A 25,204-nucleotide genomic window follows, 5' to 3' on the forward strand; every position below is an offset into this window, starting at 1 on the left:
GCGAAGCCGGATCCGTTGGCGAAGCCGCAGGGGGATGCGGCGGGTGCGCCGGGGGCGGACGCGGGCCGGCCGGGGGCGGACCCGGGCGTTCCGCCGCAGCCCGGGACGCCGCCGCAGCCCGGCGCCGCGCCCGCCCCGCCGGCCGGTTCCCCGTACGGATATCCGCAGGGTGGCCTTCCCGGGCAGCCCGGTTACGGGTACCCGCAGGCCGCGCCGGAGTCCGGGTACGGCTACCCGGGCGGCGCCACGCCCCCGCCCGCCGCTCCGCCGCAGCCGCAGGGCGCGCCGGGCTTCCCGCCGCCCGGCGGTGGCTTCGCGCCGGGGCCGCAGCCGGGTGCCGCCGGGGTCGGCTTCTCGATCGGGGACATCGCGATCAGCGGCGACACGATCATGACGCCGTCCGGCCCGATGCCGCTGAAGGGCGCCGTCTGGACCGCCACGGACATGTCGCGCACCGAGGAGAAGATCCCCACGCACGCGATCGTCCTGGGCATCGTCTTCTTCTTTTTCTGCCTGCTCGGACTGCTCTTCCTGCTCATGAAGGAGCGGGTGACCACCGGCTTCGTGCAGGTCACGGTGGCCGGCGGCGGACGCCATCACGCGACGATGGTCCCCGTGCAGTCCCGGGAACAGGTCATGTACGTGCTCAACCAGGTCAACCACGCCCGGTCGCTGAGCCTGTGACGGGCCGGTCCGTGGCGGGTGCGCCGATGACCTGCGGGTCCGTGCCCTGCGAGCCGGCGGCGTGACCGCCACCGGTCCCGCGCCCCGTCCCGCCGGGCCGACCGGGCCGCCGGGCGGTCCCGGCATCCGCGCCACCACGCTGCGCCGGGCCGCCGTGGGCCTCGGCATCGGCGCGGCGGGGGCCGTCTATCTCTGGAACACCAATCCGCACGAGCCGGGCCATCTGCTCCCCGGCTGCCCGCTCCGGTGGGCGACCGGTCTGCTCTGCCCGCTGTGCGGCGGCACCCGCCTCGCGTACGACCTGCTGCACGCCGACGTCGTGGCGGCGTTCCACGACAACGCCGCCCTGCTCGTCCTGGGCGTACCGGCCGCCGCCTACGCCGTCGGACGCTGGCTGATCACCGGGCTGCGCGGCCGCTACTACCGCCTGCGCCTGTCGGGCCGCGCGGGCGCCGCGGTCCTGGGCGTCGCGATGGTGTGGATGCTCGCCCGCAACCTCGTGGGCTGACCCGCGCGGGCCGTCCGGCCGGGGTGCGCCGCGGCGGGCGGGGCGCGCGCCGTTTCCGGGTGCGCCCCGCCGGGCGCGGTACGGCCGCCGCCGCGGAGGCCGTGCCCGAGGGCGGGCCTCCGCGGCGGCGCCGTACGCGTACGGCGGGTGCGTCAGCGCACCGTGACCGTGACCTCGGGCGAGATGGTCTGGTTCACGGCCATCCGCAGGTGGTTGAGGCCCTTGATGCCGAGCTTCACCCGCACCGAGTAGGCGCCGGTGGAGCTGACCGGGGTCTGCGCGGGGAGCGAGACCCAGCGGGTGCCCTGCTTCTGCTGGACGGTGACCTTGGTGCCCGCCGCGATGCCGTGCGAGGTCCCCGTGATGCGGAACTCCTGCCACGCCCCGATCGAGGAGACGCTCGCCTTGGCGGTGAGCGACGCCGTGGCCGGTGCCGTCGCCGAGACGGGGGCGGGAGAGTGCAGCTGGGCGGGCGCGGCGAAGGCGGCGGCCCCTCCCCCGACGAGCAGGGAGGCGGTGATCACGCTGACGGCGGTCAAACGGAGTGCTCGGTTCATGACAGTCCTCACTGGCTGGGCTGATGGATCTGACAACCGGACTCACGGCGGAGGCCCGTCGCCTGCCCGGCGCCCCCGCCCGTCCTCATCCCCAGTGAGGGTCGGGAACGGCTGCCGGGTTCCGCCGACGCCTCCCGAATTCGGCGTCTCTTCCGATATGGCCGGATCCGGCCCCTGAGCGGACGGCGCCGGACGGCGGGGCGGCGGCACCGTCGGCCGCGACGGCGGGGCCGCCCCGGACGCCGGGCGCGCCTCACCGCGGGGCGCCGCTCATCTCGGGGTGCGCACCTCGCCGCCGGACTCGCCTCGTGGCGGGGCGCGCCTCATGGCGGGGCGCGCCTCGTGGTGGGGCGTGCCCCGAGCCCGTCCGCGTCGGCCCGGCTCCCCCTCAGCCCTCCGTTCCCACCGGCTCCAGGAAGCCCTGCTCCACCAGCATCCGGATCGCCGCCGGGGTCCGGTCGCGGAGCAACACCGGGTCCTCGCCCATGAGTTGGGCGATGGCGTCCAGGATCCGGCCCGCCGGGAGCGAGCCGTCGCAGACCCCGGCGAACCCGGCGCCGACCGTGTCCACCTTGGTGGCCCGGCGCATCCCGCGGTGCTGCCGCAGCACCACATGCTCCGGGTCCTCCGCGCCCGGCAGCCCGACCTGCTCCTGCACCACCTCACCGGCCAGCCGGAAGTGCCCGGCCAGCAGCGCCGCGTCGTCCGTCCGGCGCAGATAGTCCTGGCGCGCGAAGTGCCCGACGACGGTCTCGCCCAGCGGCTGCTCCACCGGGTGCGGCCACTCCTCGACGGTGATCGACGGCTCGTCCGCGCCGGACTTGCGCAACGTGATCCAGCCGAAGCCGACGGCCTTGGTGCCGCGCGCCTCGAACTCGTCCAGCCAGGCGTCGTACCGCGCGGCGTACTCCTCGGGGGAGGTCCGGTGATCGCCGGCGTCCCGCAGCCACAGCTCGGCGTACTGGGTGATGTCCTGCACCTCGCGCTGCACCACCCAGGCGTCGCAGCCGCGCGGCACCCACGAGCGCACGCGGTCGGTCCACTCCTCGCCCTCGACGTGCTGCCAGTTGGCCAGCAGCTGGCAGTACCCGCCGTCGTTGAGATGCGCCGCGGCCTGCTGCACCAGGGTGCGGCACAGGTCGTCGCCGCCCATCCCGCCGTCGCGGTACGTCAGCCGGGCGCCGGGCGAGATCACGAACGGCGGGTTGGAGACGATGAGGTCGTACGTCTCCTCCCCCACCGGCTCGAAGAGCGAGCCCTCGCGCAGCTCGGCGGGGGCCGCCCCGGAGAGCGCCAGCGTCAGCGCCGCGATCCGCAGCGCCCGGGGGTTGAGGTCCGTCGCCGTGACGTGGGTGGCGTGCCGGGAGGCGTGCAGCGCCTGGATGCCGGAGCCGGTGCCGAGGTCGAGCGCCCGGCCCGCGGGCGTGGGGACGGTGATCCCGGCGAGCGTCGTGGAGGCGCCGCCGACGCCGAGCACCAGCTCGGAGCGGTCCACCTGCCCGGCGCCGCGGATGCCGCCCGCGCCGCCGACCGCGCAGCCCAGGTCGGAGACGACCCACCAGTCCTGCCCCTCGGGGCCGCCGTACGGGCGGACGTCCACCCGGGCGCGCACCTCGGCGCCGTCCTCGGCGAGCCAGCCGTCGGCGAGACAGTCCGCCACCGGCAGCGCGGCCTCGGCGCGGGCGCGCGCCACCGGGCGCTGGAGGAGGAAGAGCCGCACCAGCGTCTCCAGCGGGCTCCCGCCCCGGGTGGCGCGCAGCGCGGGCACCGTCTCGCTGCGGGCCAGCGCGGCGTAGGCGGGCGCGCCCAGCAGCTCCAGCAGGCCGTCGGCGGTGAAGTCGGCGGCGAGCAGCGCGGCGCGCATCCGGTCGGTGCGGGCGCGGCTCGCGGGGTCGCGGACATCTGTGGTGGGGAGGTGCGTACTCACGCCGTCCATTGTCGGCCCCACCACCGACAATCGGCGACGGCCCGGCGCCGCGCGCCTCACGGGCGCGGCACCGGGCCGTGAACCGGTTCCGGCTGCGGGTCTCCGGTTACGGCTTCTTGGACTCCCCGCCCGAGGGGGAGGCGGGCGCGTTCTGGCTCTGGCAGCCCTTCTGACCGGCCATCGCCTTGCCGACGTCGCCGGACTCCAGCTTCTTGAAGGCGGCCTCGCTCTGCTTGTTGAGCTTGTTGATGCCGTTGGAGAGGTCGCGCAGCCCGTCGGCGAACTTCAGCTTGTCGCCGGTGTCCAGACCGTCGACCTGCTTCTTGAGGTCCGCGTAGCCCTTGGAGAGGGCGTTGAGTTCCTTGACCGCGTCCTTGTGGGCCGTCTCGCCGTTCTCGCTCGGCGGGGGGCCGGCCTTGTTCAGGGAGGAGGCGAGGGACTTGTAGGCGTCGGAGATCTTCTGGAAGGCCGCCGAGTCGGTCTGCTGGACCTTCTTGGAGTCCGTGGTGCCCTCATCGGCCGTCTGCATCGCGGCGTTGGCGTCCTGGATCTTCTTGAACTGTGCCTGCGCGGGGTCGCAGAACGTCTTGGCCCAGTCGTCGAGCTTCTTGCTGCTGTCGTCGCTGCACCCGGTCAGCGCGAGCATCAGTGCCGCACCGCCGGACAGCGCGGCCACAAGCTTCTTGTTCACCGGATCGGTCCCTTCCATGGCTCTCGGCCCCGGAACATACACGGCCAAAGGGCCTGGCCCACGAGCGGGCCTTCCGCTACGTACCGCAATGAAGCCATTTGCACCAAGGAAGGTGAGGTCTTCCGCACTCGGACGAGGACGGGTGGCGGGCGCCCGCCCCGAGCGCCCGCCACCCGTCTGTCACGTCGTCAAAGACGCCTTCCCGCCATCAGGACGCGGCGACCGTCTTCGCGGTCTCGGCGGCCTTCGCGGATTTCTGGGAGTTGTCTTCGTCACCCACGGCGATACCGCGCCGCTTGGAGAGGTACACCGCGCCGACGATGATCAGCAGGGCGAGCGCGGCGGCGCCGATGCGCACCCCGATGTTCTCGTCGGCGCCGAAGCTGAACTTCACGACCGCCGGGGCGATCAGCAGCGCCACCAGGTTCATCACCTTCAGCAGCGGGTTGATCGCCGGTCCCGCGGTGTCCTTGAAGGGGTCGCCCACGGTGTCGCCGATGACCGTCGCCTCGTGCGCCTCGCTGCCCTTGCCGCCGAAGTGCCCGTCCTCGACGAGCTTCTTGGCGTTGTCCCAGGCGCCGCCGGAGTTCGACAGGAACACCGCCATCAGCGTGCCGGTGCCGATCGCGCCGGCGAGGAACGAGCCGAGCGCACCGACCCCGAGGGCGAAGCCCACCGCGATCGGGGTGAGCACGGCGAGCAGCCCGGGGGTGGCCAGTTCGCGCAGGGCGTCCTTGGTGCAGATGTCGACGACGCGTCCGTACTCGGGCTGCTCGGAGTAATCCATGATCCCCGGGTGCTCGCGGAACTGCCGCCGCACCTCGAAGACGACCGCACCGGCCGACCGGGACACCGCGTTGATGGCCAGCCCGGAGAAGAGGAAGACCACGGAGGCGCCGAGGACCAGCCCGACCAGGTTGTTCGGCTGCGAGATGTCCAGGCTCAGCCCCATCCCGCTCGCCGCCTTGCCGACGGCCTGCTTCGCCGTCGCCAGGGCGTCGCGGTACGAACCGAACAGCGCGGCCGCGGCCAGCACCGCCGTCGCGATGGCGATGCCCTTGGTGATCGCCTTGGTGGTGTTGCCGACGGCGTCGAGATCGGTGAGGACCTGCGCGCCGTCGCCGGTGACATCGCCGGACATCTCGGCGATGCCCTGCGCGTTGTCCGACACCGGCCCGAACGTGTCCATGGCGACGATGACGCCGACGGTGGTGAGCAGCCCCGTACCGGCCAGCGCCACCGCGAACAGCGCCAGCATGATCGAGGCGCCGCCGAGCAGGAACGCCCCGTAGACCGCGAGGCCGATGAGCACCGCCGAGTAGACCGCCGACTCCAGGCCGATCGAGATGCCGGAGAGCACGACGGTCGCGGGGCCGGTCAGCGAGGTCTTGCCGATGTCCTGGACGGGGCGCCGTCCGGTCTCGGTGAAGTAGCCGGTGAGCTGCTGGATCAGCGCGGCGAGCACGATGCCGATGGCGACGGCGACCAGCGCGAGGATCCGCGGGTCACCGGGCCGGCCGAGGATCTCCGGGTCGGTGACGCCCGCCAGCCCCTGGTACGTCGACGGCAGGTAGGTGAACACCGCGGCCGCCACCAGGACCAGCGAGATCGTCGCGGAGATGAAGAAGCCGCGGTTGATGGCGGTCATCCCGCTGCGGTCCGCGCGGCGCGGCGCGACGACGAAGATGCCGATCATGGCGGTGACCACACCGATCGCCGGCACCACCAGCGGGAAGGCCAGCCCGGCGTCGCCGAACGCCGCCATGCCGAGGATGAGCGCGGCCACCAGCGTCACCGCGTACGACTCGAAGAGGTCGGCGGCCATCCCGGCGCAGTCGCCGACGTTGTCGCCCACGTTGTCGGCGATGGTCGCGGCGTTGCGCGGGTCGTCCTCCGGGATGCCCTGCTCGACCTTGCCGACGAGGTCCGCGCCGACGTCCGCGGCCTTGGTGAAGATGCCGCCGCCGACCCGCATGAACATCGCGATCAGCGCGGCGCCCAGACCGAAGCCCTCCAGCACCTTGGGCGCGTCGACCGCGTAGACCAGCACCACGCAGGACGCGCCGAGCAGGCCGAGGCCGACGGTGAACATGCCGACGACGCCGCCCGTACGGAAAGCGATCTTCATCGCCTTGTGCGAGACCGCCGTAAGATCCTTTTTTCCGATCCCGTCGTTCTCGCCCGCGGCCGGAGTGGCTTCCCGGGCCGCGGCCGCCACCCGCACATTGCTGCGTACGGCGAGCCACATGCCGATATAGCCGGTGGCCGCCGAGAATCCGGCACCGATCAAGAAAAACGCACTGCGGCCCGCCCGCTGCGTCCAATTGTCCGCGGGCAACAGCATGAGCAGGAAGAAGACCACCACGGCGAATACGCCGAGGGTGCGCAACTGCCGGGCCAGGTACGCTTTCGCGCCTTCCTGCACCGCGGCGGCGATCTTCTTCATACTGTCGGTTCCCTCGCCGGCTGCGAGCACCTGACGTACCAGCACCGCGGCGACGACCAGCGCCGCCAGTGCGATGACGGCGATCACCAGCACGATGCCGCGGTTGCCCGCCGTCAGCGATGGTCCGGCGAGAAGGGAGGGGGAGTTCAGCGACTGAGGGGTGTATGGCCCCGCCATTCGTCCTCCTTGACGTTTGGCACATGGGCGCGCGCGAGCACGCTCAGGCGAACTGAGCAAGATGTGGACGGATTGTAGGGAGCCGCACGGCATCAAAACAGTGCGCCGGAAACGCAATTCGGCCGCAGCCGGGAAGATCAAAAGGACCGCGCCCGCCGAATTAGCCCGGACGATGGAAAGCAGCTAATTGGCTGACCACTGAACGATGATCTCAGTTTCCTACTGATCACCGCTGCTCAAAGCCGCCACTTGCGCCCCGGAAGACGATTACGCCCCCATCGCGACAGACGTGAGGAACGTTTCTCCGGACGGAGATACAGGAGCCTCACACGGAGGAGAATCGCGCTGACGTCACGTCAGATTGCGGCTGGATCGGAACGCCGGGACCGAGGCGGGCCGCTCCGGGGCCTGGCGGCGCGGAAGGTGCGATGCACCGGACCGGCGCGACGACGCAGCTGAACGTACGACGAAGTCCGCGCCGGGCCTGATGGCGCGCGGAACGGGAGTACGGGAAGTACGGCGGTGCGCGGGCCGAGCCGCACTCAAGGCCCCGGTCGCGCTCAAGGCCCCGGTCGGGCGTCGGACACTCCCGAAGCGCCCGGCGAACGGCCCGGCGGGAACCCTACGAGGTGGCCGTGGCCGCGGCGGTCGGCCAGCTCATCCGGATGAGACCTCCGTCGGCCCCCGAGGTGACCTCGACATCGTCGACCAGCCCGCTGATGACCGCGAGGCCCATCTCGTCCTCGCCGTCCGCCTCGGAGTCGTCGTCGGACGCGTGCTCCCCGGGGCCGCTCGGCACGTCGTCGCCGACCTCGATCGCGAACTTCTTCTCGTCCTCGATCAGGGCGACGTGGACGGGCGCGTCGATACCGTGCGCCAGATGCAGGCCGACGGCCCGGCTGCACGCCTCTCCGACGGCGAGCCGCACCTCGTCCAGCACCGCCTCGTCCACCCCGGCGCGCCTCGCCACCGCGGCCGCGACCAGACGCGCGGTCCGGACGTGCTCGGGCAGGGCACTGAAGCGGAGTTCGACGGTGGCCATGCCATCCCCCTCGATTTGCGGACGTGCAACGCAGGGGGCCGGACGACTTCGCCCGGTACCCCCCACACTTCTTCCTCACCCGCACCTGCGCGCGGGCACCGCGGAGCCGTCAGTCGGTCGCTGCGACGGCCTCGTCGACCGAGGTGTGAATCGGGAACACCTTGGTCAGTCCGGTGATACGGAAGATCTTGAGAATGCGCTCCTGGTTGCAGACCAGGCGCAGCGAGCCCTCATGGGCACGCACACGCTTGAGCCCGCCCACCAGGACGCCGAGCCCGGTGGAGTCCAGGAAGTCGACACGCTCCATGTCCACCACAAGGTGGTAGCTGCCGTCGTTCACAAGCTCGACCAGCTGCTCCCGCAGCTTGGGCGCGGTGTATACATCAATCTCGCCACCGACCTCGACGACCGTACGGTCGCCAACGGTCCGGGTCGACAGGGACAGGTCCACGGATCCTCCAGCACCTTGCTATCGAGCGGTCGCCCCCCTGGGGCCTCCCCACCGAAGGTAGGGGACGGATCGGCAGCCGCGATGGCATTCAATCACTTACCAGCAGGCGTGCACGACGCCCTTTCAGCATTGTCCGTCACACCGGTGACAGACTCGGTGCCGATGGCCTCCAATCGACTCCCGACGGATGCGGGCGCAAACCCATCCCCCGGCATCATTCTCGACCGTCTCGCCAGGGGTGCGACCCGCGCTGCACGCATCACTCATACGGAGCACCTGCCCCCGCGTCCGGGCAGCCATGCCGACTGGCCGGAACGGATCAGGCCGGAAGTGATCGCCGCCCTCCGGGACGCCGGGATCGACCACCCCTGGACCCATCAGGCCGTCACCGCCGAGCACGCGCTGAACGGCACCTCCGTCGTCATCGCGACCGGCACCGCCTCGGGCAAGTCGCTCGCCTATCTGACGCCGGTGCTGTCCACCCTCCTGGACGGTGCCCGGCCCGCCGCCACGGGGCGGCTGCCGCGCGAGCGCGGGGCGCCACCGGTGGGCGGGCGCGGCGCCACGGCGCTCTATCTCGCCCCCACGAAGGCGCTCGCGGCCGATCAGCGGCGCGCCGTGCGGGAGCTGGCCGCCCCGCTCGGCGACGCGATCCGCCCGGCGGTCTACGACGGCGACACCCCCGTGGAGGAGCGCGAGTGGGTACGCCAGTACGCGAACTACGTGCTGACCAACCCGGACATGCTGCACCGCGGCATCCTCCCCGGGCACCCGCGCTGGGCCTCCTTCCTGCGCGCGCTGCGCTATGTCGTCATCGACGAGTGCCACACCTACCGCGGCGTGTTCGGCTCGCACGTCGCCCAGGTGATCCGGCGGCTGCGGCGGCTGTGCGCCCGCTACGGCTCCGCGCCGGTCTTCCTGCTCGCCTCCGCCACCGCCGCCGAACCCGCCGAGGCCGCCGGCCGGCTCACCGGGCTGCCCGTGGTGGAGATCACGGACGACTCCTCGCCGCGCGGTGAGACGGTCTTCGCGCTGTGGGAGCCGCCGCTGACCGAACTCCACGGCGAACAGGGCGCCCCCGTCCGCCGTACCGCCACCGCCGAGACCGCCGACCTCCTGACCGATCTGGCGGTCCAGGGCGTCCGGACCGTCGCCTTCGTACGGTCCCGGCGGGGCGCCGAGCTGATCGCTCTGATCGCGCAGGAACGGCTCGCCGAGGTGGACCGGACGCTGCCCGCCCGGATCGCGGCGTACCGCGGCGGATATCTGCCCGAGGAGCGGCGTGCCCTGGAGCGGGCGCTGCACGGCGGCGAACTGCTCGGGCTCGCCGCCACCACCGCGCTGGAGCTGGGTGTGGACGTCTCCGGTCTGGACGCCGTGCTGATCGCGGGCTATCCCGGCACCCGCGCCTCCCTGTGGCAGCAGGCGGGACGCGCCGGGCGGTCGGGGCAGGGGGCGCTGGTGGTGCTGGTGGCCCGCGACGACCCGCTGGACACCTATCTCGTCCACCACCCCGAGGCGCTGTTCGACCAGCCGGTCGAGTCGACGGTGCTGGACCCCGACAACCCGTACGTCCTCACCCCGCACCTGTGCGCCGCGGCGGCGGAAATCCCGCTCACCGAGGCGGATTTCGCGCTCTTCGGGCCCACGACGGCCGGTCTGATGCCCCAGCTGGAGGCGGCGAATCTGCTGCGGCGGCGCGCCCGGGCCTGGCACTGGACGCGCCGCGAGCGGGCCTGCGATCTGACCGACATCCGCGGGCAGGGCGGCTCCCCGGTGCAGATCGTCGAGACCGGCACGGGGCGCCTGCTGGGCACGGTGGACGCGGCCGCGGCCCATACGACGGTCCACGACGGCGCCGTCCACCTCCACCAGGGCCGTACGTACGTGGTCGAACACCTCGATCTGGCGGACGACGTCGCGCTGGTCTCGGAGGCCAATCCGCCGTACTCCACGACCGCGCGGGACACCACGGCCATCTCCGTCCTCGAAACGGAGACCGAAGTGCCCTGGGGCGCGGGCCGGTTGTGCTTCGGATCGGTCGAGGTCACCAACCAGGTGGTCTCCTTCCTGCGGCGCAAACTCGTCACCGGTGAGGTGCTGGGCGAGAGCAAACTGGACCTGCCGCCGCGGACGCTGCGGACCCGTGCGGTGTGGTGGACGGTGACCGAGGACCAGCTCGACGCCGCCCGCGTCAATCCCGAGCAGCTCGGAGGTGCGCTGCACGCCGCCGAGCACGCCTCGATCGGTCTGCTGCCGCTCTTCGCGACCTGCGACCGCTGGGACATCGGCGGCGTGTCCGTACCGCTGCATCCCGACACCCTCCTTCCCACGGTCTTCGTCTACGACGGCCATCCGGGCGGCGCCGGCTTCGCCGAACGCGCCTTCCACACGGCCGGCGACTGGCTCGCGGCCACCCGCGACGCCATCGCCGCCTGCGAATGCGAGGCCGGTTGCCCGTCCTGTATCCAGTCCCCCAAGTGCGGCAACGGCAACGAGCCGCTGCACAAGCGCGGGGCGATCCGCCTTCTGACGGAACTGCTGCGCGGGGCGCCGGAGGGGGCGGAGAGGACGGAGCGGGCGGAAGGCGGCGGGTAGCCGGCACGGCACCGTGGCGTTGCGAGGCGCTTGTGCTGCCGGGCCCGCGTCGCGGGGGTCGGCGCCGGGTCGCGGGGGATCGGCGCCGGGTCGCGGGGGATCGGCGCCGGGTCGCGGGGGATCGGCGCCGCTTCGGCCTTCGGCCGGCCGGCCTCGGACGGGTCGGCGCCGCGTAACCCTTCGTACGACCGGCCGTCCGTCGGCGTCCCGGCCTCCGGCGGCCCGGCCCGGGAGCGGACCCGGGCCGTGAAAGGGGCTTCCCCCGCCTCGGCCGACACGTCGGCGACGGCGGAGTTCAGCGCGCAGCGCACCAGGCGGGCGCGTTGCGCCACCGCCACCCGCCGGGCCTCGGCGCAGGCCGCCGCCGGGCCCTGACCGGCCCGGTCGGCCGCGGCCAGGGCCGCCAGATCCGCGGCGCCGCCCGCCCGGTGCCTGGCCACGACAGCCTGCCCCAGGGCGAGCAGGGCGGCGAACACCGCGCACAGCGCCGCCGCGGCGAAGACCGTCCACACCGTTGCCGAGCCCCGGTCATCGCACCGTGTCCTCCGCAAGGGCCACCGCCTCTCCACCGACGCGGACCGTGAGGCGCCCGAGGCCCGGTAACTCCGCCGCGACCCGCACCCGCACCAGATCGCCTTCGCGGGACACCACCACACGCGCATCCGACGGTGCGGCGCCGCGGGCCGCCCGGAGCACCGCACCGTGCGGCTCCGATCGCGCCGCCGCCCGCGCTCCGGCCCGCGCGGCATCCACGCACTCGATACGGGCGCAGGCCGCCATCAGCCCCCAGATGAGCGCCGCCACGACCACCACCAGCACCGGCATCACCAGCGCGGCCTCCGCCGTGACGAAACCCGCGTCCTTTCCCGTCGGGCGCCGGGGGCGTGACGACCGGGGCGGCACGAACGGGAGGGGCGGGGCATCCCGGGAGCTCGCCCGCCGGACGTACCACGTCCGCTCCGCGCCCGCGGCGTACCGGAGTTGCACGGTCTCCCCCGCCCCTGACCTGGCGTCGGCGTCCCGCTCACCGGAATCGCGCCGCACACCACCCGCCGATCTGGTCCCGGCCCTCCCAGCGGTCCCGCCCGCGTCCCCGAAGGCCGTACGACCAGGGGCGGCGTTTCCGGCACCGGGGCGACCGTCCGGTCCCGGCTCCCGAGCCCGCCGGGCGACGCCCCTCGGCGCGCCTGCCTCCGGGGCGGAGGCGCGGCCATCCGGCCCGGAGGCGTCGGCTGCCGCCCTTCGCGGCGGGCGCGTTCCGTTGCCCACCTGCCCGGTGGCGGTCGCCCGCCCTCGCCATCCCCGTCCCCGCTCTCCTCGGGCCGCCCGGTGGCGGCCCGGTGTACGTCGTCCGGCCGCCGTCACCCGGGGGCCGTTCGGCGCGCGCCGCGTTCCCTTCGCGGTGCGCCGCATTCCTGCCGCCGCGCGTCGCCGCGTACCCCGGCGCCCCTCAGAACTGGACATCGAGCGCCCTCTCGATCAACGACCGGAGCGCCGTCTGCACCGCCGCGCTGGTCACCACCTTGTAGAGCACCGCGGCCAGTGCACACGCGGCCAAGGTCCCCACCGCGTACTCGGCCGTGGTCATCCCCCGGTCGCGGCACCCACGCACCGCCGCTCGCCACCGTCGGAACATCTCCGTTTCCTCCTTGTGTCCATGTGTTGTGTCGAAAGAGCCAGTTGCCGAAGTGAGTGCTCGCCGAAGAGCGCAACTGATGAATGAGACAGAAGGGCGAACCCCGCGCGCCGGCACCGGCTCGCCGCCGCACGGACCGGTCACGCCGGTCCGCGCGGGCCCTCCCGGGCCCTCCCGGGGCCTCACCGATGCCCCAGCAGGCCCCCGGCGAGCCCCATCAGCACCGGTGCCACCCCGAGCGTCAGAAACGCCGGGAGGAAGCACGCGGCCAGGGGCAACGTCACCAGGACGCCCGCCCGCCGGACCCGTGCGGCCGTGGACCGGGCCGCGTCCGACCGCAGTTCGGCGGCGAGCCGGGCGACCGTGTCCACGGCGGGCGCCCCGGATATCCCGGCGCGCGCCATGCACCGCGCCAGCCCCTCGGCGCCGCGGAGTTCCGCCAACCGCTGCCATACGGCCGCCGGTTCGCCGCCCAGCCGCAGTTCGGCCGCGATGTTGCGCAACCGCTCCCCGACCGCGCCGTCCAGCGAGCGGCCGACCGCCTCCGCCGCCTCCCGTGGCCCCGCGCCCGCAGCGAGGCACGCGGCCAGCAGGTCCCCCGCCGGGGCCAGTTCGGCCCGCACCGCGTACCGGCTCGACCGATCGGCCTCCGTGGCACGTTGCCGCAGCCGCCAGCGGTGGGCGGCGTACCCGGCGACGACGCCCGCCACGGCTCCGGGCGCCCCGTCGACGAGCAGGAGCACGAGGCACGCCGCGCCCAACGGCACCGGCCACTCCCTGAGCCACCCGGCCCCCGGCGCCCACCGGCGACCGCGCCCCTCGGGCCTCCTCCCCTCGGGGAGCCGGTGCCCCAGGACACCTGCCCGTCTGCGTACGATCCGCCTCCGGCGGGTGTGCCGAAGGCAGGCCCACCACCGCTCCCCGGCGAGGAGCGTAAGCGCCACCGCACCGGCCATCCACACCCTGTGGACAACTTCCGCGCTCATACCGGAACCCCTTCCGTACACCGGGCCGACGGCGCCGCGCCTTCCGGCGGCAGGCCGTACCGGGCACCGGGCCTTCTTCCGGCGGGCCGGTCGGCCGGCACCGCGCCCCGCCGACCGCCCCGCCGACCACCCCGCTGCCGCGCCTCCGTGGGCGGCAGCGCTCCGGCGACGATGCGAGCAGTCCAGGCGACACCGGCCCACTCCAGGAGCCCGCCGACCACCAGGCACACCCAGCCGAACGGGGTGTGCAGCAGGACCCGCAGGGGATCGGCACCCAGGGCCGTGCCCATCAGCAGTCCGCAGGCGGGGAGCAGGGCGAGCATCAGCGCCGTGGCCCGCGGGCCCGCCAACTGGGCGTTCAGCTCGTCCCGTTGGTCACGTCCGGCCCGGAGAGCCGCAGCGATGCGTTCCAGACCCGCGGCCAGTCCGGCGCCGCCCTCGACCGCGACCCGCCAGCACGCCGCGACGCCGTTCAGCCCGTCGGCCCCCGGCAGGACCGCCGCCGCTCGGAGCGCCCGGGGCACATCGCCTCCGTACCGGGCGGCGGCCAGGATCGCGGAGCCCGCGTCGCCCAGGTCCGGCACACCGGCGGCGAGGAGCGCACGATGCGGTTGACGTCCGGCGCGCAGTTCGGTCGCCACGGTCGCGCAGAGCGTGATCACGGCCGCCGCGCGCCGGTCCCGCGCCCGTCCCGCCTGCCGCGCCGCCAGGACCCGGCGGACCACGAACACCGCCCCCAGGGAGGCGAGCACCGGCAGCACCGATCCCCCCACCACGCCGAGCAACAGCCCGCCGGGCAGACACCACAACTCCCGTCCCGCGCCCGGCCACGAGAGGTGTGGCCTCGCCCAGGGACCGCCGCTCCACCACTTGGCGTCCGTCTCCCACACGCGCCCGCGGCGGGGCCGCGCGCCCCCGAGCCCCCCACGGGCGACCGGCGGCGACGCGCCCGTTCCGGCTTCCGCAACCAGCCACCGGGCCCTGCGCCGCCACTCCCGCCACCGGGCCACCGCCGGCCACCCGGCCGTGCAGGCCCACCACACCACCGCTGCCACCACCACGGAAGCGAGCGCCACGTCCCCCGTCACCGTGCCACCTCCCGCACCGGCGCACCGTCCGCCGTACGCGCCCCCACCGGGCCCCCGGCCGGGCGGACGCGCGCTCCGCCCCGCTCGCAGAGCCGCATCAACCGGCCCCAGCCGTCCGCCGCCACGAAGCCGTCCGGGCTCCACACGGCGGCCGGTTCGGTCACCACGAAGCCGCCGCGGTCCCGCTCCAGGACGTGGATCTCGGCGATCCGCCGCCGCCCTTCCCGGTCCCGTACGAGGTGCAGCACCACTGACAACGCGGCCGCCAACTGGCTGTGGAGGGCGGCGCGGTCCAGCCCGGCGGTGGAGCCGAGCGCCTCCAGCCGGGCGGGGACGTCGCAGGCGGCGTTGGCGTGGATCGTGCACGAGCCGCCCTCGTGGCCGGTGTTGAGGGCCGCCAGCAGGTCGGTCACCTCGGCGCCGCGCACCTCCCCGACGACCAGCCTGTCCGGCCGCATCCGCAGCGCCTGGCGGACCAGGTCCCGCAGCGTCACCCGGCCGACGCCTTCCTGGTTGGCCGGGCGGGTCTCCAGCCGCACCACATGGGGGTGGACCGGCCGCAGCTCCGCGGAGTCCTCGGCCAGCACGATCCGCTCGGCAGGACCGACGAGCCCGAGCAGCGCACACAGCAATGTCGTCTTGCCACTGCCCGTACCGCCGCTGACCAGGAAGGACACCCGGGCCGCCAGTAACGCCCGCAGCAGCGCGTCGCCGCCCGGCGGCACCGTCCCGGCCGCCACCAGTTCCGCCAGGCCGAAGACCCGCGGCCGCAGGACCCGTAGCGACAGGCAGGTGCCCGCCACCGCCACCGGGGGCAGCACCGCGTGCAGCCGGGTGCCGTCCGGCAGCCGGGCATCCACCCAGGGCCGGGCGTCGTCGAGGCGCCGCCCGGCCACCGCCGCCAGCCGCTGCGCGAGCCGCCGCACCTCGGACGCGTCCCGGAAGCGCACCGGCGTCCGTTCCAATCCGCCGCCGCGGTCCACCCACACCTCGTCCGCGCCGGTGACCAGGACGTCCGTCACCTCGGGTTCGGCCAGCAGCGGCTCCAGCGGGCCGCTGCCCACCATCTCGGACCGCAGCGCCGCCACCACGCCCAGCACCTCGGCGTCCCCCAGGACCCGGCCCTCCTCCCGCAGAGCGAGCGCCACCCGTGCCGCCGTGGGCTCCGCTCCCGCCTCCGCGAGCCGCCGCCGCACCGCATCCAGCAGTACGTCACTCATCGCCGTCCCTCCCCGCATCCCGCACCTGCCCCGGCGCCCTGCCCGCCTCCGGCAACGCGCGCTCCCAGAACGCGGCGCAGAACCGGGCGAGCGGTCCGCGGGCGCGCGCCCCGGGCGGAACGCCCCTCGCCGTACCGTCAACGGGCTCGGGGTCCCACGGCAGTTCGCCCAGCAGCGGCAGGTCCACCAGGGCGGCGATCTCCTCGTCGCCCAGCGCCGGCGCCGCACCCGGTACGCCCCGGACGACGGCCCGCAGATCCCGCGGCACCCCGGCCGTCCCGGCCACCACCCGCCGGGCGGCGGCGACGGCGCGCAGCTCGGCGGGCACCACCAGCAGCCCCAGATCCACCTGGTCGAGCGCCTCCGCCACCGCCTCGTCGACCCGGCGTGGCAGGTCCACCACCACGACCCCACCGCGCCGGCGGGCCGCCGCCAGCACCGCCCGCATCGCCGCGGGCGGGATCGCCACCTCGGCGCCGCGGTCCCAGCTGAGCACCCGTAAGGAGTGCGCCCGGGGCAGCGAACCGGCCAACGCACCGGACGCGACCCGGCCCCGGGACTCGCGGAACGCCGGCCAGCGCAGCCCCTCCTCCCGTTCGCACCCGAGGAGTACGTCCAGCCCGCCGCCCAGCGGATCGGCGTCCACCAGCATCGTGCGCAGGCCCTTGCGCGCCGCCGTCACGGCGAGGGCGCAGGCCAGGGTGGATGCCCCGGCGCCGCCGCGACCGCCGAGGACGCCGATGGTGAGCGCGGCGGGCCCGGTGCCCTCGACCGCGTCGGCGATCCGGTCGGCGAGCCACCGCTCCCCCTCGGGCAGCGTGATCACCCGCTCCGCGCCCAGGTCCACGGCGAGCCGCCAGACCTCGGCCCGGTCCGCGTCCCGCGCGGCGAGGACGACGCCGTCGCGGCGTCCCGCCCCGCGCAGCCGCGCCGCGCAGTCCTCCCCGATGACCACCAGCGGTGCCTGCGGCCACGCCCCGCGCGGGGGCAGATCCGGCCGGGACTGCGGCACCACACCCGCCGCGGCGCAGAGCCGCACGAGGTCGTCCAGCAACTGCTCGTCCTCGGTGACGAGAAGCGGTCCCGGACGCTCCTCGTCCGTTACGCCTGCCTCGCCGGACACCATGGATCCAGGCATGTTCCATCCCCCTTGTCGCATCGCGTACCGCTCTTCCGCGCTGTCGCGGACTTTTAGCGTGGGGCGATCGGGAAATCCGCGGGGATCTTGGTCAAAACCTGTGGACAACTCCGTGTTGTGCATATTCCCGTCACCTATTCCGGCGACCGTGCGCATGCCGCGCGGCGGATTGGCGAGCATCCACAGAGCAGCTTGATGGATACGAAGAGTGACCGGAGAGGCGCCTCGGCCGCGAGGGCGCGGCAGCGCGAAGAAGAGGGGGAAAGGAGGGCGGCGCCCCGGCCGGGCGCCGAGAAATGCGTCCGGACATGCGACGACCCCCGCCGGGGGGGAGAGCGGGGGTCGTCTTCCTCGGCCGACTCGGGGGGGGGAGGAGCCGGACCGGGTTAGCACGGTCGCGAACGATCCGTGACTTCCATGGTGTACCCGAGAGCCTTCTCAAGCAAACCCACGCGCAGTCCTTACCCCCGAATGGAGGGAGCCTATGCTCGCCCTGTGGAAAACCCCTCCGTGCGCCACTCGATGCCCCGTACCGCTGCCTTCTTCGACCTCGACAAGACGGTCATTGCAAAGTCCAGCACGCTGACGTTCAGCAAGTCCTTCTACCGCGGTGGCCTGATCAATCGCCGGGCCGCGCTGCGTACCGCATATGCGCAGTTCCTGTTCCTCGCGGGCGGCGCGGACCACGACCAGATGGAGCGGCTGCGCGCCTATCTCTCGTCGCTGTGCCGCGGCTGGGACGTCGCACAGGTCCGCGAGATCGTCGCCGAGACGCTCCACGATCTGATCGACCCGATCATCTACGACGAGGCCGTCTCCCTGATCCAGGAGCACCATGCGGCCGGCCGGGACGTCGTGATCGTGTCCACCTCGGGCGCGGAGGTCGTCGAGCCGATCGGCGAACTCCTGGGCGCCGACCGGGTGGTGGCGACGCGGATGGCCGTCGGCGACGACGGCCGGTTCACCGGCGAGATCGACTACTACGCCTACGGGCCCACCAAGGCGGAGGCGGTGCGGGAGCTGGCCGCGACCGAGGGGTACGACCTCACGCGGTCGTTCGCGTACAGCGATTCGGCGACGGACGTCCCCATGCTGGAGGCCGTCGGCCGGCCCTTCGCCGTCAACCCGGACCGGGCGCTGCGCCGGGAGGCGGCCGCCCGGGAGTGGCCGGTGCTGTCGTTCAGCCGCCCGGTGCCGCTCACCCGGCCGCTGCCCGCGCTGCCCTCCCGGCCGGTGCTCGCCCTGGTCGCGGCAGTGGGTGCGGCGGCGGTCGGCGCGAGCCTGGTGCGGTACGCGGCGCGGCGGCGCCGGAGCTTCCTGGCCTGAGTGGCGGGACGCCGAGGAAGGAAACCCCGAGGCGCCCCTGCCCCGGCCCGGAATATCCCCTGACGCCTTCGCGGCCGAACCCCGGAGATCTCCCGGAAAGGCGGCGCCGGCCCGCGGGAATCCCCGATGGCGGGGCATCGCATATCTGACGGATCTCCATCCCCTTTACCCGTGTTGCCCGTTATTGAAGGCAAAAGTAAAGATCTGAGATGAAGGGTTCCCCTTGTCCCGGGGCTGGGGTACAAAGGAATCACGGCCCGCGAGACCAAGGACATCCGAGAGGATCACCTGAAACGCAGCAAGGCCCACGGACCGATGCATGAATGCCGCGCACCCACGCGACGCCGACCCGTCGATTACGGGCCAGCCGCACCAGGCGACGGACAGAGTTCTCCGGCCTGATGGGCAAAGAAAGTGCACGCATGGTCACGCGGCGGACATGCCAGCGGCGGTACGTATCAGCACCACGTACCGCCGCAACTCCTGTCCGGCCCCGGCCGCGCTGCCGGGATCCCCGGCAGTGGCAAGGCCGCCCGCGTCACTCAGGCGGCGCCGCGTTGCAGCGCCTCGCAGACCGCCGTGGACTCCCTGCCGCCCAGCTCCACCGCGCGCCCGCAGTGCGCGATCCAGGCGGCCACCCCGTCGGGCGTGCCGGAGACATACCCCTCCAACGCGGCCGCGTAGGCGGCCCGGCCCTGTTCCGCGTGGCCGACCTCGGCCGGGCAGATGGACTTGGGGTCGAGGCCGCTGCCGATCAGCACGATGCGCTCCGCGGCGCGCGCGACCAGACCGTTGTGCGAGCCGAAGGGGCGCAGCGCCAGCAGTTCGCCGTGGACCACGGCGGCGGTCACCAGCGCGGGCGCCTCACTGCCCGCGAGCAGCAGCCGCGCCAGGCCGTCCAGCCGTCCCGCCACCTCGTCCGCGCCGGGCAGCGGCAGTTCGATCAGCGGCTCGTCGACCCCTTCCCCCGCCAGTCGCGGCCGCCCGGCGGTGTCGTCCGCGCCGCCGCCACCGGCCGCCACCAGGTGCAGCCGCGCCAGCACCCGCAGCGGCGACTGCCGCCACACGCTGAGCAGTTGGCCCGCCTCGGCGGTCAGCCGCAGCGCCGCGCCGACCGTCGCCGGTTCACCGTCCGCACTGAAGTCGGTGCGCCGCCGGACCTCCTCCAGCGCCCAGTCGGCCCCCGCGAGCGCGGCGGAGCCACGCGATCCACGCAGCGCCGCCTCGGACGTGACCTCCACGCTGCGGCGGCGCATGATGCGGTGCCCGTAGAGCCGGTCCACGCCCTTGCGTACGGAGTCCACCGCGTCGACGACGCCCGGGAGCGATGCGAGAGCCGCCAGCGGATCGGCGCCCGCCTGCGGGGTTTTCGGGGCCGTGCCCCGGGTGTCTGCAGCCATGGGTACGACCCTACGCACCAGGTGGCCGCGCCCCCCGATGGAGTGGTCTTCTTCACGCGAGCTTCTCACTGAGCGCGATAAGCAGATTACTGTTGGTGAACATGAAGATCGCTTTCGTAGGAAAGGGCGGCAGCGGCAAGACCACCCTGTCCTCCCTGTTCATCCGCCATCTCGCGGCCGCCCACGTCCCCGTGATCGCGGTGGACGCCGACATCAACCAGCATCTGGGGGCCGCCCTGGGCCTGGACGACGCGGCCGCCGCCGCACTGCCCGCGATGGGCGCCCAGCTGCCGCTGATCAAGGAGTATCTGCGCGGCAGCAACCCGCGTATCGCCTCCGCCGAGACGATGATCAAGACGACGCCCCCCGGTGACGGCTCGCAGCTGCTGCGCGTCGGTGGCGACAACCCCGTCTACGACACCTGCGCCCGCACGGTGCCCCTCGACGACTCCTCGGTGCGGCTGATGGCCACCGGCCCGTTCACCGAGTCCGACCTGGGTGTCGCGTGTTACCACTCCAAGGTCGGCGCGGTCGAGCTGTGCCTGAACCACCTGGTGGACGGCCGGGAGGAGTACGTCGTCGTCGACATGACCGCCGGTTCGGACTCCTTCGCCTCCGGGATGTTCACCCGCTTCGACATGACGTTCCTGGTCGCCGAGCCGACCCGTAAGGGCATCGCCGTCTACCGCCAGTACAAGGAGTACGCGCGGGACTTCGACGTCAGCCTCAAGGTGGTGGGCAACAAGGTGCAGGGCCCCGACGACCTCGCGTTCCTGCGCGCGGAGGTCGGCGACGACCTGCTGGTGACGGTCGGCCACTCGGACTGGGTGCGCGCCATGGAGAAGGGCCGCCCGGCACCCTTCGCCGAGCTGGAGGGCGTCAACCGCCGCGCCCTGGAGACCCTGCACGGCGCCGCCGATGCCACGTACCCGCAGCGCGACTGGCAGCGCTACACCCGCCAGATGGTCCACTTCCATCTGCGGAACGCGGAGAGCTGGGGTAACGCGAAGACCGGTGCGGACCTCGCCGCGCAGGTCGATCCGGCATTCCTTCTCTCCGAGGGGGCGGCGACCCCGCAGCCGGCCTGATTCGCCGCCGGCGGTGGCCGGAGCGTCACCGCCGGCCGCGCCCGCGCCCGCCTTTCCCGCACCCCGGCCGTCCGCGCGGCTTTACCGGAAGAAACCCTTCAGAGCAGGAACCCACCGAAAAAGGTGAGCGAAAAGCAAGGCGACGCCCATTCCATTCACCCATTGGAGCGAATACATAGTTCGCTTGCACGAAAACACTTCTCTCGCTCTTTACGCGACATTACGATCCGTTTACTGAACACGGAGAGTGATCGAGCCCGCCCTACGCGAAGCTCCCCCGATCGGCTCGCGCCTCCACAGCGCCACCGCGGCCCGCGCGCCTCGCGCGAGCGCGCCGCTCCGGGCGTACCCGTGCGTGGCCCGCCGGGTGGCGGAGGGCTCGCTCACCCTTCACGGCATGTACTTCCATGTCGGCGAGGCCCAGATGTACGTCCTGGACGACGTCGGTGGGCGATTCTGCGCCGTACGCGCCGAAGCCGCGCCGATACCGGCCTGACCTGCGAGCTTTACAGGTCTACACCAATTTTTCCCGGCAACCCTTGTCAGGGCGTACCGCGGGCTGATGAGCTATGACCTGGGATACACCGGACGCCCTGGGAATGGGAGATGTCGTGAGCAACGAGAGCAGTCTGGCCAATCTTCTCAAGGAGGAACGGCGGTTCGCGCCGCCCGCCGAGCTGGCCGCGCACGCCAACGTCACGGCAGCGGCGTACGAGCAGGCGGCGTCGGACCGGCTGGCCTTCTGGGCGGAGCAGGCCAAGCGCCTGAGCTGGCAGACGCCGCCCACCCAGACGCTCGACTGGTCGAACGCGCCGTTCGCGAAGTGGTTCGCCGACGGCAAGCTCAACGTCGCGTACAACTGCGTGGACCGGCACGTGGAGAACGGTCTGGGCGACCGCGTCGCGCTGCACTTCGAGGGCGAGCCCGGCGACAGCCGCGCGATCACCTACGCCGAGCTCCAGCGCGAGGTCTCCAAGGCGGCCAACGCCCTGACCGAGCTGGGTGTCGAGGCCGGCGACCGGGTCGCGCTGTACATGCCGATGATCCCGGAGACGGTCATCGCGATGCTGGCCTGCGCCCGCCTGGGCGCCCCGCACTCCGTCGTCTTCGGTGGCTTCTCCGCGGACGCGCTGGCCACCCGCATCCAGGACGCCGACGCCCGCGTCGTGATCACCGCCGACGGCGGGTACCGCCGCGGCAAGCCGTCCGCCCTCAAGCCCGCCGTCGACGAGGCGCTGACCAAGCCCGGCACGGAGAACGTCCGCCACGTCCTCGTCGTCCGCCGCACCGGCCAGGACACCGCCTGGACCGAGGGGCGCGACCAGTGGTGGGACGAGACCGTCGGCCGCCAGAGCGACCAGCACACGCCCGAGGCGTTCGACGCCGAGCACCCGCTGTTCATCCTCTACACCTCCGGCACCACCGGTAAGCCCAAGGGCATCCTGCACACCACCGGCGGCTACCTCACCCAGGTGGCCTACACCCACCACGCCGTCTTCGACCTCAAGCCGGAGACCGATGTCTTCTGGTGCACCGCCGACGTCGGCTGGGTGACGGGCCACTCCTACATCACCTACGGTCCGCTCGCCAACGGCGCGACGGAGGTGCTGTACGAGGGCACGCCGGACACCCCGCACCAGGGCCGCTGGTGGGAGATCGTCCAGAAGTACGGCGTCTCGATCCTCTACACCGCGCCCACCGCGATCCGCGCCTGCATGAAGTGGGGCGACGACATCCCCGCCAAGTTCGACCTGTCGTCGCTGCGCGTCCTGGGCTCGGTCGGTGAGCCGATCAACCCCGAGGCGTGGATCTGGTACCGCAAGCACATCGGCGCCGACCAGGCCCCGATCGTCGACACCTGGTGGCAGACCGAGACCGGCGGGATGATGCTCAGCCCGCTGCCGGGCGTCACCACCACCAAGCCCGGCTCGGCGCAGCGGCCGCTGCCCGGTATCGCCGCGACCGTCGTGGACGACGAGGGCCGCGAGGTACCCGACGGCGCCGGCGGCTACCTCGTGCTGACCGAGCCGTGGCCGTCGATGCTCCGCACCATCTGGGGCGACGACCAGCGCTACCTCGACACGTACTGGTCGCGCTTCGCGGGCAAGTACTTCGCGGGCGACGGCGCCAAGAAGGACGAGGACGGCGACATCTGGCTGCTGGGCCGGGTCGACGACGTCATGCTCGTCTCGGGCCACAACATCTCCACCACCGAGGTGGAGTCGGCGCTGGTCTCGCACCCGAAGGTCGCCGAAGCCGCGGTGGTCGGCGCCACCGACCCGCAGACCACCCAGGCGATCTGCGCCTTCGTGATCCTGCGCGGTTCGGCGGATGCGGAGGACGAGTCGCTGGTCGAGGAGTTGCGGGCGCATGTCGCCCAGCACCTCGGGCCGATCGCCAAGCCGAAGCGGATCATGCCGGTCGCGGAGCTGCCCAAGACCCGCTCCGGCAAGATCATGCGCCGGCTGCTGCGGGACGTCGCCGAGAACCGCGACCTCGGTGACGTGAGCACGCTCACCGACTCCTCCGTCATGGACCTCATCCAGGCGAAGCTGCCCGGCGCGTCCAGCGACGACTGATCCGTGCGCGGCGAGCGCCGCACCGGCCCGTGGGGGCACCGGCGAGACGGCCGGTGCCCCTTCGGCGTTCCCGCTCTCGGCGAGGACCCGCGACCCTTCCGATATGTCCGTAAAGTAAAAAACGCCCCGCAGCGCCTTGCGCCCGCCCGGTAGAGTGGGGAGCGGCGTCAAGAAAACGCCAAGATCTCAGGGTGCGCCGGGAAGTCTGGTCGGCAACTACCACAGCCGTACTCAGCTGCCGAAACCGCCGGAGGTCAGCCCCCGTGAGCGCACCCCAGAATCGCCGTTCCCTCTTCCTCGGCCGACTGCCGCTGCCGGAACGGAACTTCCTCACCAATGCGCTCCGCACCGAGACGGTCGGCGGTGTCCTCCTTCTCATCGCCGCCATCGCCGCGCTGATCTGGGCAAACGCTTTCGGCGACAGCTACGAGGCGGTCCGCGGCTTCCACCTCGGCCCCGCCTCCCTCGGCCTCAACCTCTCCCTGGAGCACTGGGCGGCCAACGGTCTGCTCGCGATCTTCTTCTTCGTCGCCGGTATCGAGCTGAAACGCGAACTCGTCGCCGGTGAGCTGCGCGACCCCAAGGCCGCCGCGCTCCCGGTGATCGCCGCGCTCTGCGGCATGGCGATGCCCGCCATCGTCGACCTCGTCGTCAGCGGCATAGGCCACGGCTCGCTCGACGGCTGGGCGGTCCCCACCGCCACCGACATCGCCTTCGCGCTGGCCGTCCTCGCCGTCATAGGCACGTCCCTGCCGTCCGCGCTGCGCGCCTTCCTGCTCACCCTGGCCGTCGTCGACGACCTCTTCGCCATCCTGATCATCGCGGTCTTCTTCACCTCGCAGATCAACTTCCTGGCGCTCGGCCTCGCCGTCGTCGGCCTGGGCGTCTTCTACCTCCTGCTGCGCAAGGGCGTCCGCGGCTGGTACGTCTACGTGCCGTTGGGCGTCGTCATCTGGGCGCTGATGGAGAACAGCGGGGTGCACGCCACGATCGCGGGCGTCGCGATGGGCCTGATGCTGCGCTGCGCCCCTCGCGAGGGCGAGACCCACTCCCCCGGCGAGCACATCGAGCACCTGGTCCGCCCGCTCTCCGCGGGCCTGGCCGTGCCGCTCTTCGCGCTCTTCTCCGCCGGGGTGGCCGTCTCCGGCGACGCCGTCCGCGAGGTCTTCACCCGCCCCGAGACGCTCGGTGTGGTCCTCGGTCTCGTCGTCGGCAAGACCCTCGGCATCTTCGGCGGTACGTGGCTGACCGCCCGCTTCACCCGCGCCCGGCTCAACCCCGACCTCAAGTGGCCCGACCTGTTCGCCGTCGCCACCCTCGCCGGCATCGGCTTCACGGTCTCGCTGCTCATCGGGGAACTGGCCTTCGGCGACAACCCGGCGCTCGCCGAGGAGATCAAGGCGTCCGTCCTGCTCGGCTCGCTGATCGCCGCGGCCTGCGCCACCATCCTGCTCAAACTCCGCAACAACAAGTACCGCGCCCTCCTCGCCGAGGAGGAGCGCGACGAGGACCAGGACGGCATCCCCGACGTCTACGAGGAGGGCGACCCGGCGTACCACCTGCGGATGGCCGCGATGCTGGAGGCGAAGGCCGCGGAACACCGGCGGCTTGCCGAAGTGGCCTCCGGCGCCGAGCCCGGGGACGATGGTCCGGCATGATCTG

Annotated in this window: 20 protein-coding genes and 1 pseudogene; 7 read left to right on the forward strand and 14 right to left on the reverse strand. The window is 73.1% G+C overall.

Annotation, left to right across the window (positions count from 1 at the left end; all coding sequences use genetic code 11):
* Nucleotides 1-15: 15 nt before the first annotated feature.
* Nucleotides 16-684 carry a hypothetical protein gene (locus ACF1BH_RS25265; protein ID WP_391646058.1) on the forward strand — a complete coding sequence of 223 codons (669 nt, stop codon included), beginning with the start codon at nt 16-18 and terminating at the stop codon, nt 682-684.
* 61 nt (nt 685-745) lie between these two features.
* Entirely contained in the window at nt 746-1,192 is a 447-nt protein-coding gene (locus tag ACF1BH_RS25270; RefSeq protein WP_391645888.1) for a DUF2752 domain-containing protein, read from the forward strand.
* Nucleotides 1,193-1,344: 152 nt separating this feature from the next.
* Here ACF1BH_RS25270 and ACF1BH_RS25275 read toward each other — a convergent pair whose 3' ends face one another.
* From ACF1BH_RS25275 to bldG, 6 genes are all read right to left on the reverse strand, one after another.
* Entirely contained in the window at nt 1,345-1,749 is a 405-nt protein-coding gene (locus ACF1BH_RS25275) for a hypothetical protein (protein ID WP_391645890.1), read from the reverse strand.
* A gap of 388 nt (nt 1,750-2,137) precedes the next feature.
* A complete protein-coding gene (locus tag ACF1BH_RS25280; protein WP_391645892.1) occupies nt 2,138-3,676 on the reverse strand; it encodes a methyltransferase in 1,539 nt (512 codons plus the stop codon).
* Between the two features lie 106 nt (nt 3,677-3,782).
* Complete coding sequence (locus tag ACF1BH_RS25285) at nt 3,783-4,367, reverse strand: small secreted protein (RefSeq protein WP_391645894.1); 585 nt, start codon at nt 4,365-4,367, stop codon at nt 3,783-3,785.
* 208 nt (nt 4,368-4,575) lie between these two features.
* On the reverse strand, nt 4,576-6,990 hold the full coding sequence (locus ACF1BH_RS25290; protein WP_391645896.1) for a sodium-translocating pyrophosphatase: 2,415 nt from the start codon (nt 6,988-6,990) through the stop codon (nt 4,576-4,578).
* 622 nt (nt 6,991-7,612) lie between these two features.
* Complete coding sequence (locus tag ACF1BH_RS25295; protein ID WP_391645898.1) at nt 7,613-8,032, reverse strand: ATP-binding protein; 420 nt, start codon at nt 8,030-8,032, stop codon at nt 7,613-7,615.
* A 109-nt stretch (nt 8,033-8,141) separates the two neighbouring features.
* The gene (bldG, locus tag ACF1BH_RS25300; RefSeq protein WP_004571875.1) at nt 8,142-8,483 is read right to left on the reverse strand and encodes an anti-sigma factor antagonist BldG; all 342 of its coding nucleotides are present in this window, start codon (nt 8,481-8,483) and stop codon (nt 8,142-8,144) included.
* An 81-nt stretch (nt 8,484-8,564) separates the two neighbouring features.
* Here bldG and ACF1BH_RS25305 point away from each other — a divergent pair, with 81 nt between their 5' ends.
* Complete coding sequence (locus tag ACF1BH_RS25305; RefSeq protein ID WP_391645901.1) at nt 8,565-11,081, forward strand: DEAD/DEAH box helicase; 2,517 nt, start codon at nt 8,565-8,567, stop codon at nt 11,079-11,081.
* Nucleotides 11,082-11,359: 278 nt separating this feature from the next.
* Here ACF1BH_RS25305 and ACF1BH_RS25310 read toward each other — a convergent pair.
* From ACF1BH_RS25310 to ssd, 7 genes and pseudogenes are all read right to left on the reverse strand, one after another.
* Nucleotides 11,360-11,650 (reverse strand): annotated as a pseudogene (locus ACF1BH_RS25310) (Rv3654c family TadE-like protein); the annotation flags it as partial.
* Nucleotides 11,610-11,984, reverse strand: a complete 375-nt coding sequence (locus tag ACF1BH_RS25315) for a TadE family type IV pilus minor pilin (protein ID WP_391646060.1) — start codon at nt 11,982-11,984, stop codon at nt 11,610-11,612. The gene ACF1BH_RS25315 and the pseudogene ACF1BH_RS25310, both read right to left, overlap by 41 nt.
* 547 nt (nt 11,985-12,531) lie before the next feature.
* Nucleotides 12,532-12,717: a DUF4244 domain-containing protein gene (locus tag ACF1BH_RS25320; protein WP_391645903.1), complete on the reverse strand. Its 186-nt coding sequence runs from the start codon at nt 12,715-12,717 to the stop codon at nt 12,532-12,534.
* Between the two features lie 182 nt (nt 12,718-12,899).
* Nucleotides 12,900-13,484: a type II secretion system F family protein gene (locus tag ACF1BH_RS25325; RefSeq protein ID WP_391645905.1), complete on the reverse strand. Its 585-nt coding sequence runs from the start codon at nt 13,482-13,484 to the stop codon at nt 12,900-12,902.
* 215 nt (nt 13,485-13,699) lie between these two features.
* Nucleotides 13,700-14,791 (reverse strand): type II secretion system F family protein, encoded by a 1,092-nt coding sequence (locus tag ACF1BH_RS25330; protein ID WP_391645907.1) that lies wholly within the window; start codon nt 14,789-14,791, stop codon nt 13,700-13,702.
* Nucleotides 14,788-16,011, reverse strand: coding sequence for a TadA family conjugal transfer-associated ATPase (locus tag ACF1BH_RS25335; RefSeq protein WP_391645909.1), 1,224 nt, complete (start codon nt 16,009-16,011; stop codon nt 14,788-14,790). Before ACF1BH_RS25335 ends, ACF1BH_RS25330 begins: the two co-directional genes overlap by 4 nt.
* A complete protein-coding gene (ssd, locus tag ACF1BH_RS25340; RefSeq protein ID WP_391645911.1) occupies nt 16,004-17,149 on the reverse strand; it encodes a septum site-determining protein Ssd in 1,146 nt (381 codons plus the stop codon). The genes ACF1BH_RS25335 and ssd overlap by 8 nt, the downstream gene beginning before the upstream one ends.
* Nucleotides 17,150-17,620: 471 nt before the next feature.
* Here ssd and ACF1BH_RS25345 point away from each other — a divergent pair, with 471 nt between their 5' ends.
* On the forward strand, nt 17,621-18,475 hold the full coding sequence (locus ACF1BH_RS25345) for an HAD family hydrolase (protein ID WP_391645913.1): 855 nt from the start codon (nt 17,621-17,623) through the stop codon (nt 18,473-18,475).
* 542 nt (nt 18,476-19,017) lie between these two features.
* Here the strand turns inward: ACF1BH_RS25345 and ACF1BH_RS25350 are convergent.
* Nucleotides 19,018-19,875 carry an oxidoreductase gene (locus ACF1BH_RS25350; RefSeq protein ID WP_391645915.1) on the reverse strand — a complete coding sequence of 286 codons (858 nt, stop codon included), beginning with the start codon at nt 19,873-19,875 and terminating at the stop codon, nt 19,018-19,020.
* A 101-nt stretch (nt 19,876-19,976) separates the two neighbouring features.
* Here ACF1BH_RS25350 and ACF1BH_RS25355 point away from each other — a divergent pair, with 101 nt between their 5' ends.
* The 3 genes from ACF1BH_RS25355 (at nt 19,977) to nhaA (ending at nt 25,200) form a co-directional block, all read left to right on the forward strand.
* Complete coding sequence (locus ACF1BH_RS25355; protein WP_391645917.1) at nt 19,977-20,963, forward strand: ATP-binding protein; 987 nt, start codon at nt 19,977-19,979, stop codon at nt 20,961-20,963.
* 611 nt (nt 20,964-21,574) lie between these two features.
* Nucleotides 21,575-23,542 carry an acetate--CoA ligase gene (gene acs / locus ACF1BH_RS25360; RefSeq protein WP_391645919.1) on the forward strand — a complete coding sequence of 656 codons (1,968 nt, stop codon included), beginning with the start codon at nt 21,575-21,577 and terminating at the stop codon, nt 23,540-23,542.
* A gap of 263 nt (nt 23,543-23,805) precedes the next feature.
* Complete coding sequence (gene nhaA, locus ACF1BH_RS25365) at nt 23,806-25,200, forward strand: Na+/H+ antiporter NhaA (protein ID WP_391645921.1); 1,395 nt, start codon at nt 23,806-23,808, stop codon at nt 25,198-25,200.
* The last annotated feature ends 4 nt before the right edge of the window (nt 25,201-25,204 follow it).

The sequence above is a fragment of the Streptomyces sp. NPDC014733 genome (assembly GCF_043083385.1).
Taxonomy (GTDB): domain Bacteria; phylum Actinomycetota; class Actinomycetes; order Streptomycetales; family Streptomycetaceae; genus Streptomyces.

Excerpts from the sequence above, each read along its gene's own strand:
- ACF1BH_RS25305 (WP_391645901.1), top strand. The coding sequence starts at position 8,565 with ATGGCATTCAATCACTTACCAGCAGGCGTGCACGACGCCCTTTCAGCA.
- ACF1BH_RS25350 (WP_391645915.1), bottom strand. The coding sequence starts at position 19,875 with ATGGCTGCAGACACCCGGGGCACGGCCCCGAAAACCCCGCAGGCGGGC.
- ACF1BH_RS25295 (WP_391645898.1), bottom strand. The coding sequence starts at position 8,032 with ATGGCCACCGTCGAACTCCGCTTCAGTGCCCTGCCCGAGCACGTCCGG.
- ACF1BH_RS25290 (WP_391645896.1), bottom strand. The coding sequence starts at position 6,990 with ATGGCGGGGCCATACACCCCTCAGTCGCTGAACTCCCCCTCCCTTCTC.
- ACF1BH_RS25355 (WP_391645917.1), top strand. The coding sequence starts at position 19,977 with ATGAAGATCGCTTTCGTAGGAAAGGGCGGCAGCGGCAAGACCACCCTG.
- ssd (WP_391645911.1), bottom strand. The coding sequence starts at position 17,149 with ATGCCTGGATCCATGGTGTCCGGCGAGGCAGGCGTAACGGACGAGGAG.
- ACF1BH_RS25320 (WP_391645903.1), bottom strand. The coding sequence starts at position 12,717 with ATGTTCCGACGGTGGCGAGCGGCGGTGCGTGGGTGCCGCGACCGGGGG.
- ACF1BH_RS25335 (WP_391645909.1), bottom strand. The coding sequence starts at position 16,011 with ATGAGTGACGTACTGCTGGATGCGGTGCGGCGGCGGCTCGCGGAGGCG.
- ACF1BH_RS25275 (WP_391645890.1), bottom strand. The coding sequence starts at position 1,749 with ATGAACCGAGCACTCCGTTTGACCGCCGTCAGCGTGATCACCGCCTCC.
- ACF1BH_RS25345 (WP_391645913.1), top strand. The coding sequence starts at position 17,621 with ATGGAGGGAGCCTATGCTCGCCCTGTGGAAAACCCCTCCGTGCGCCAC.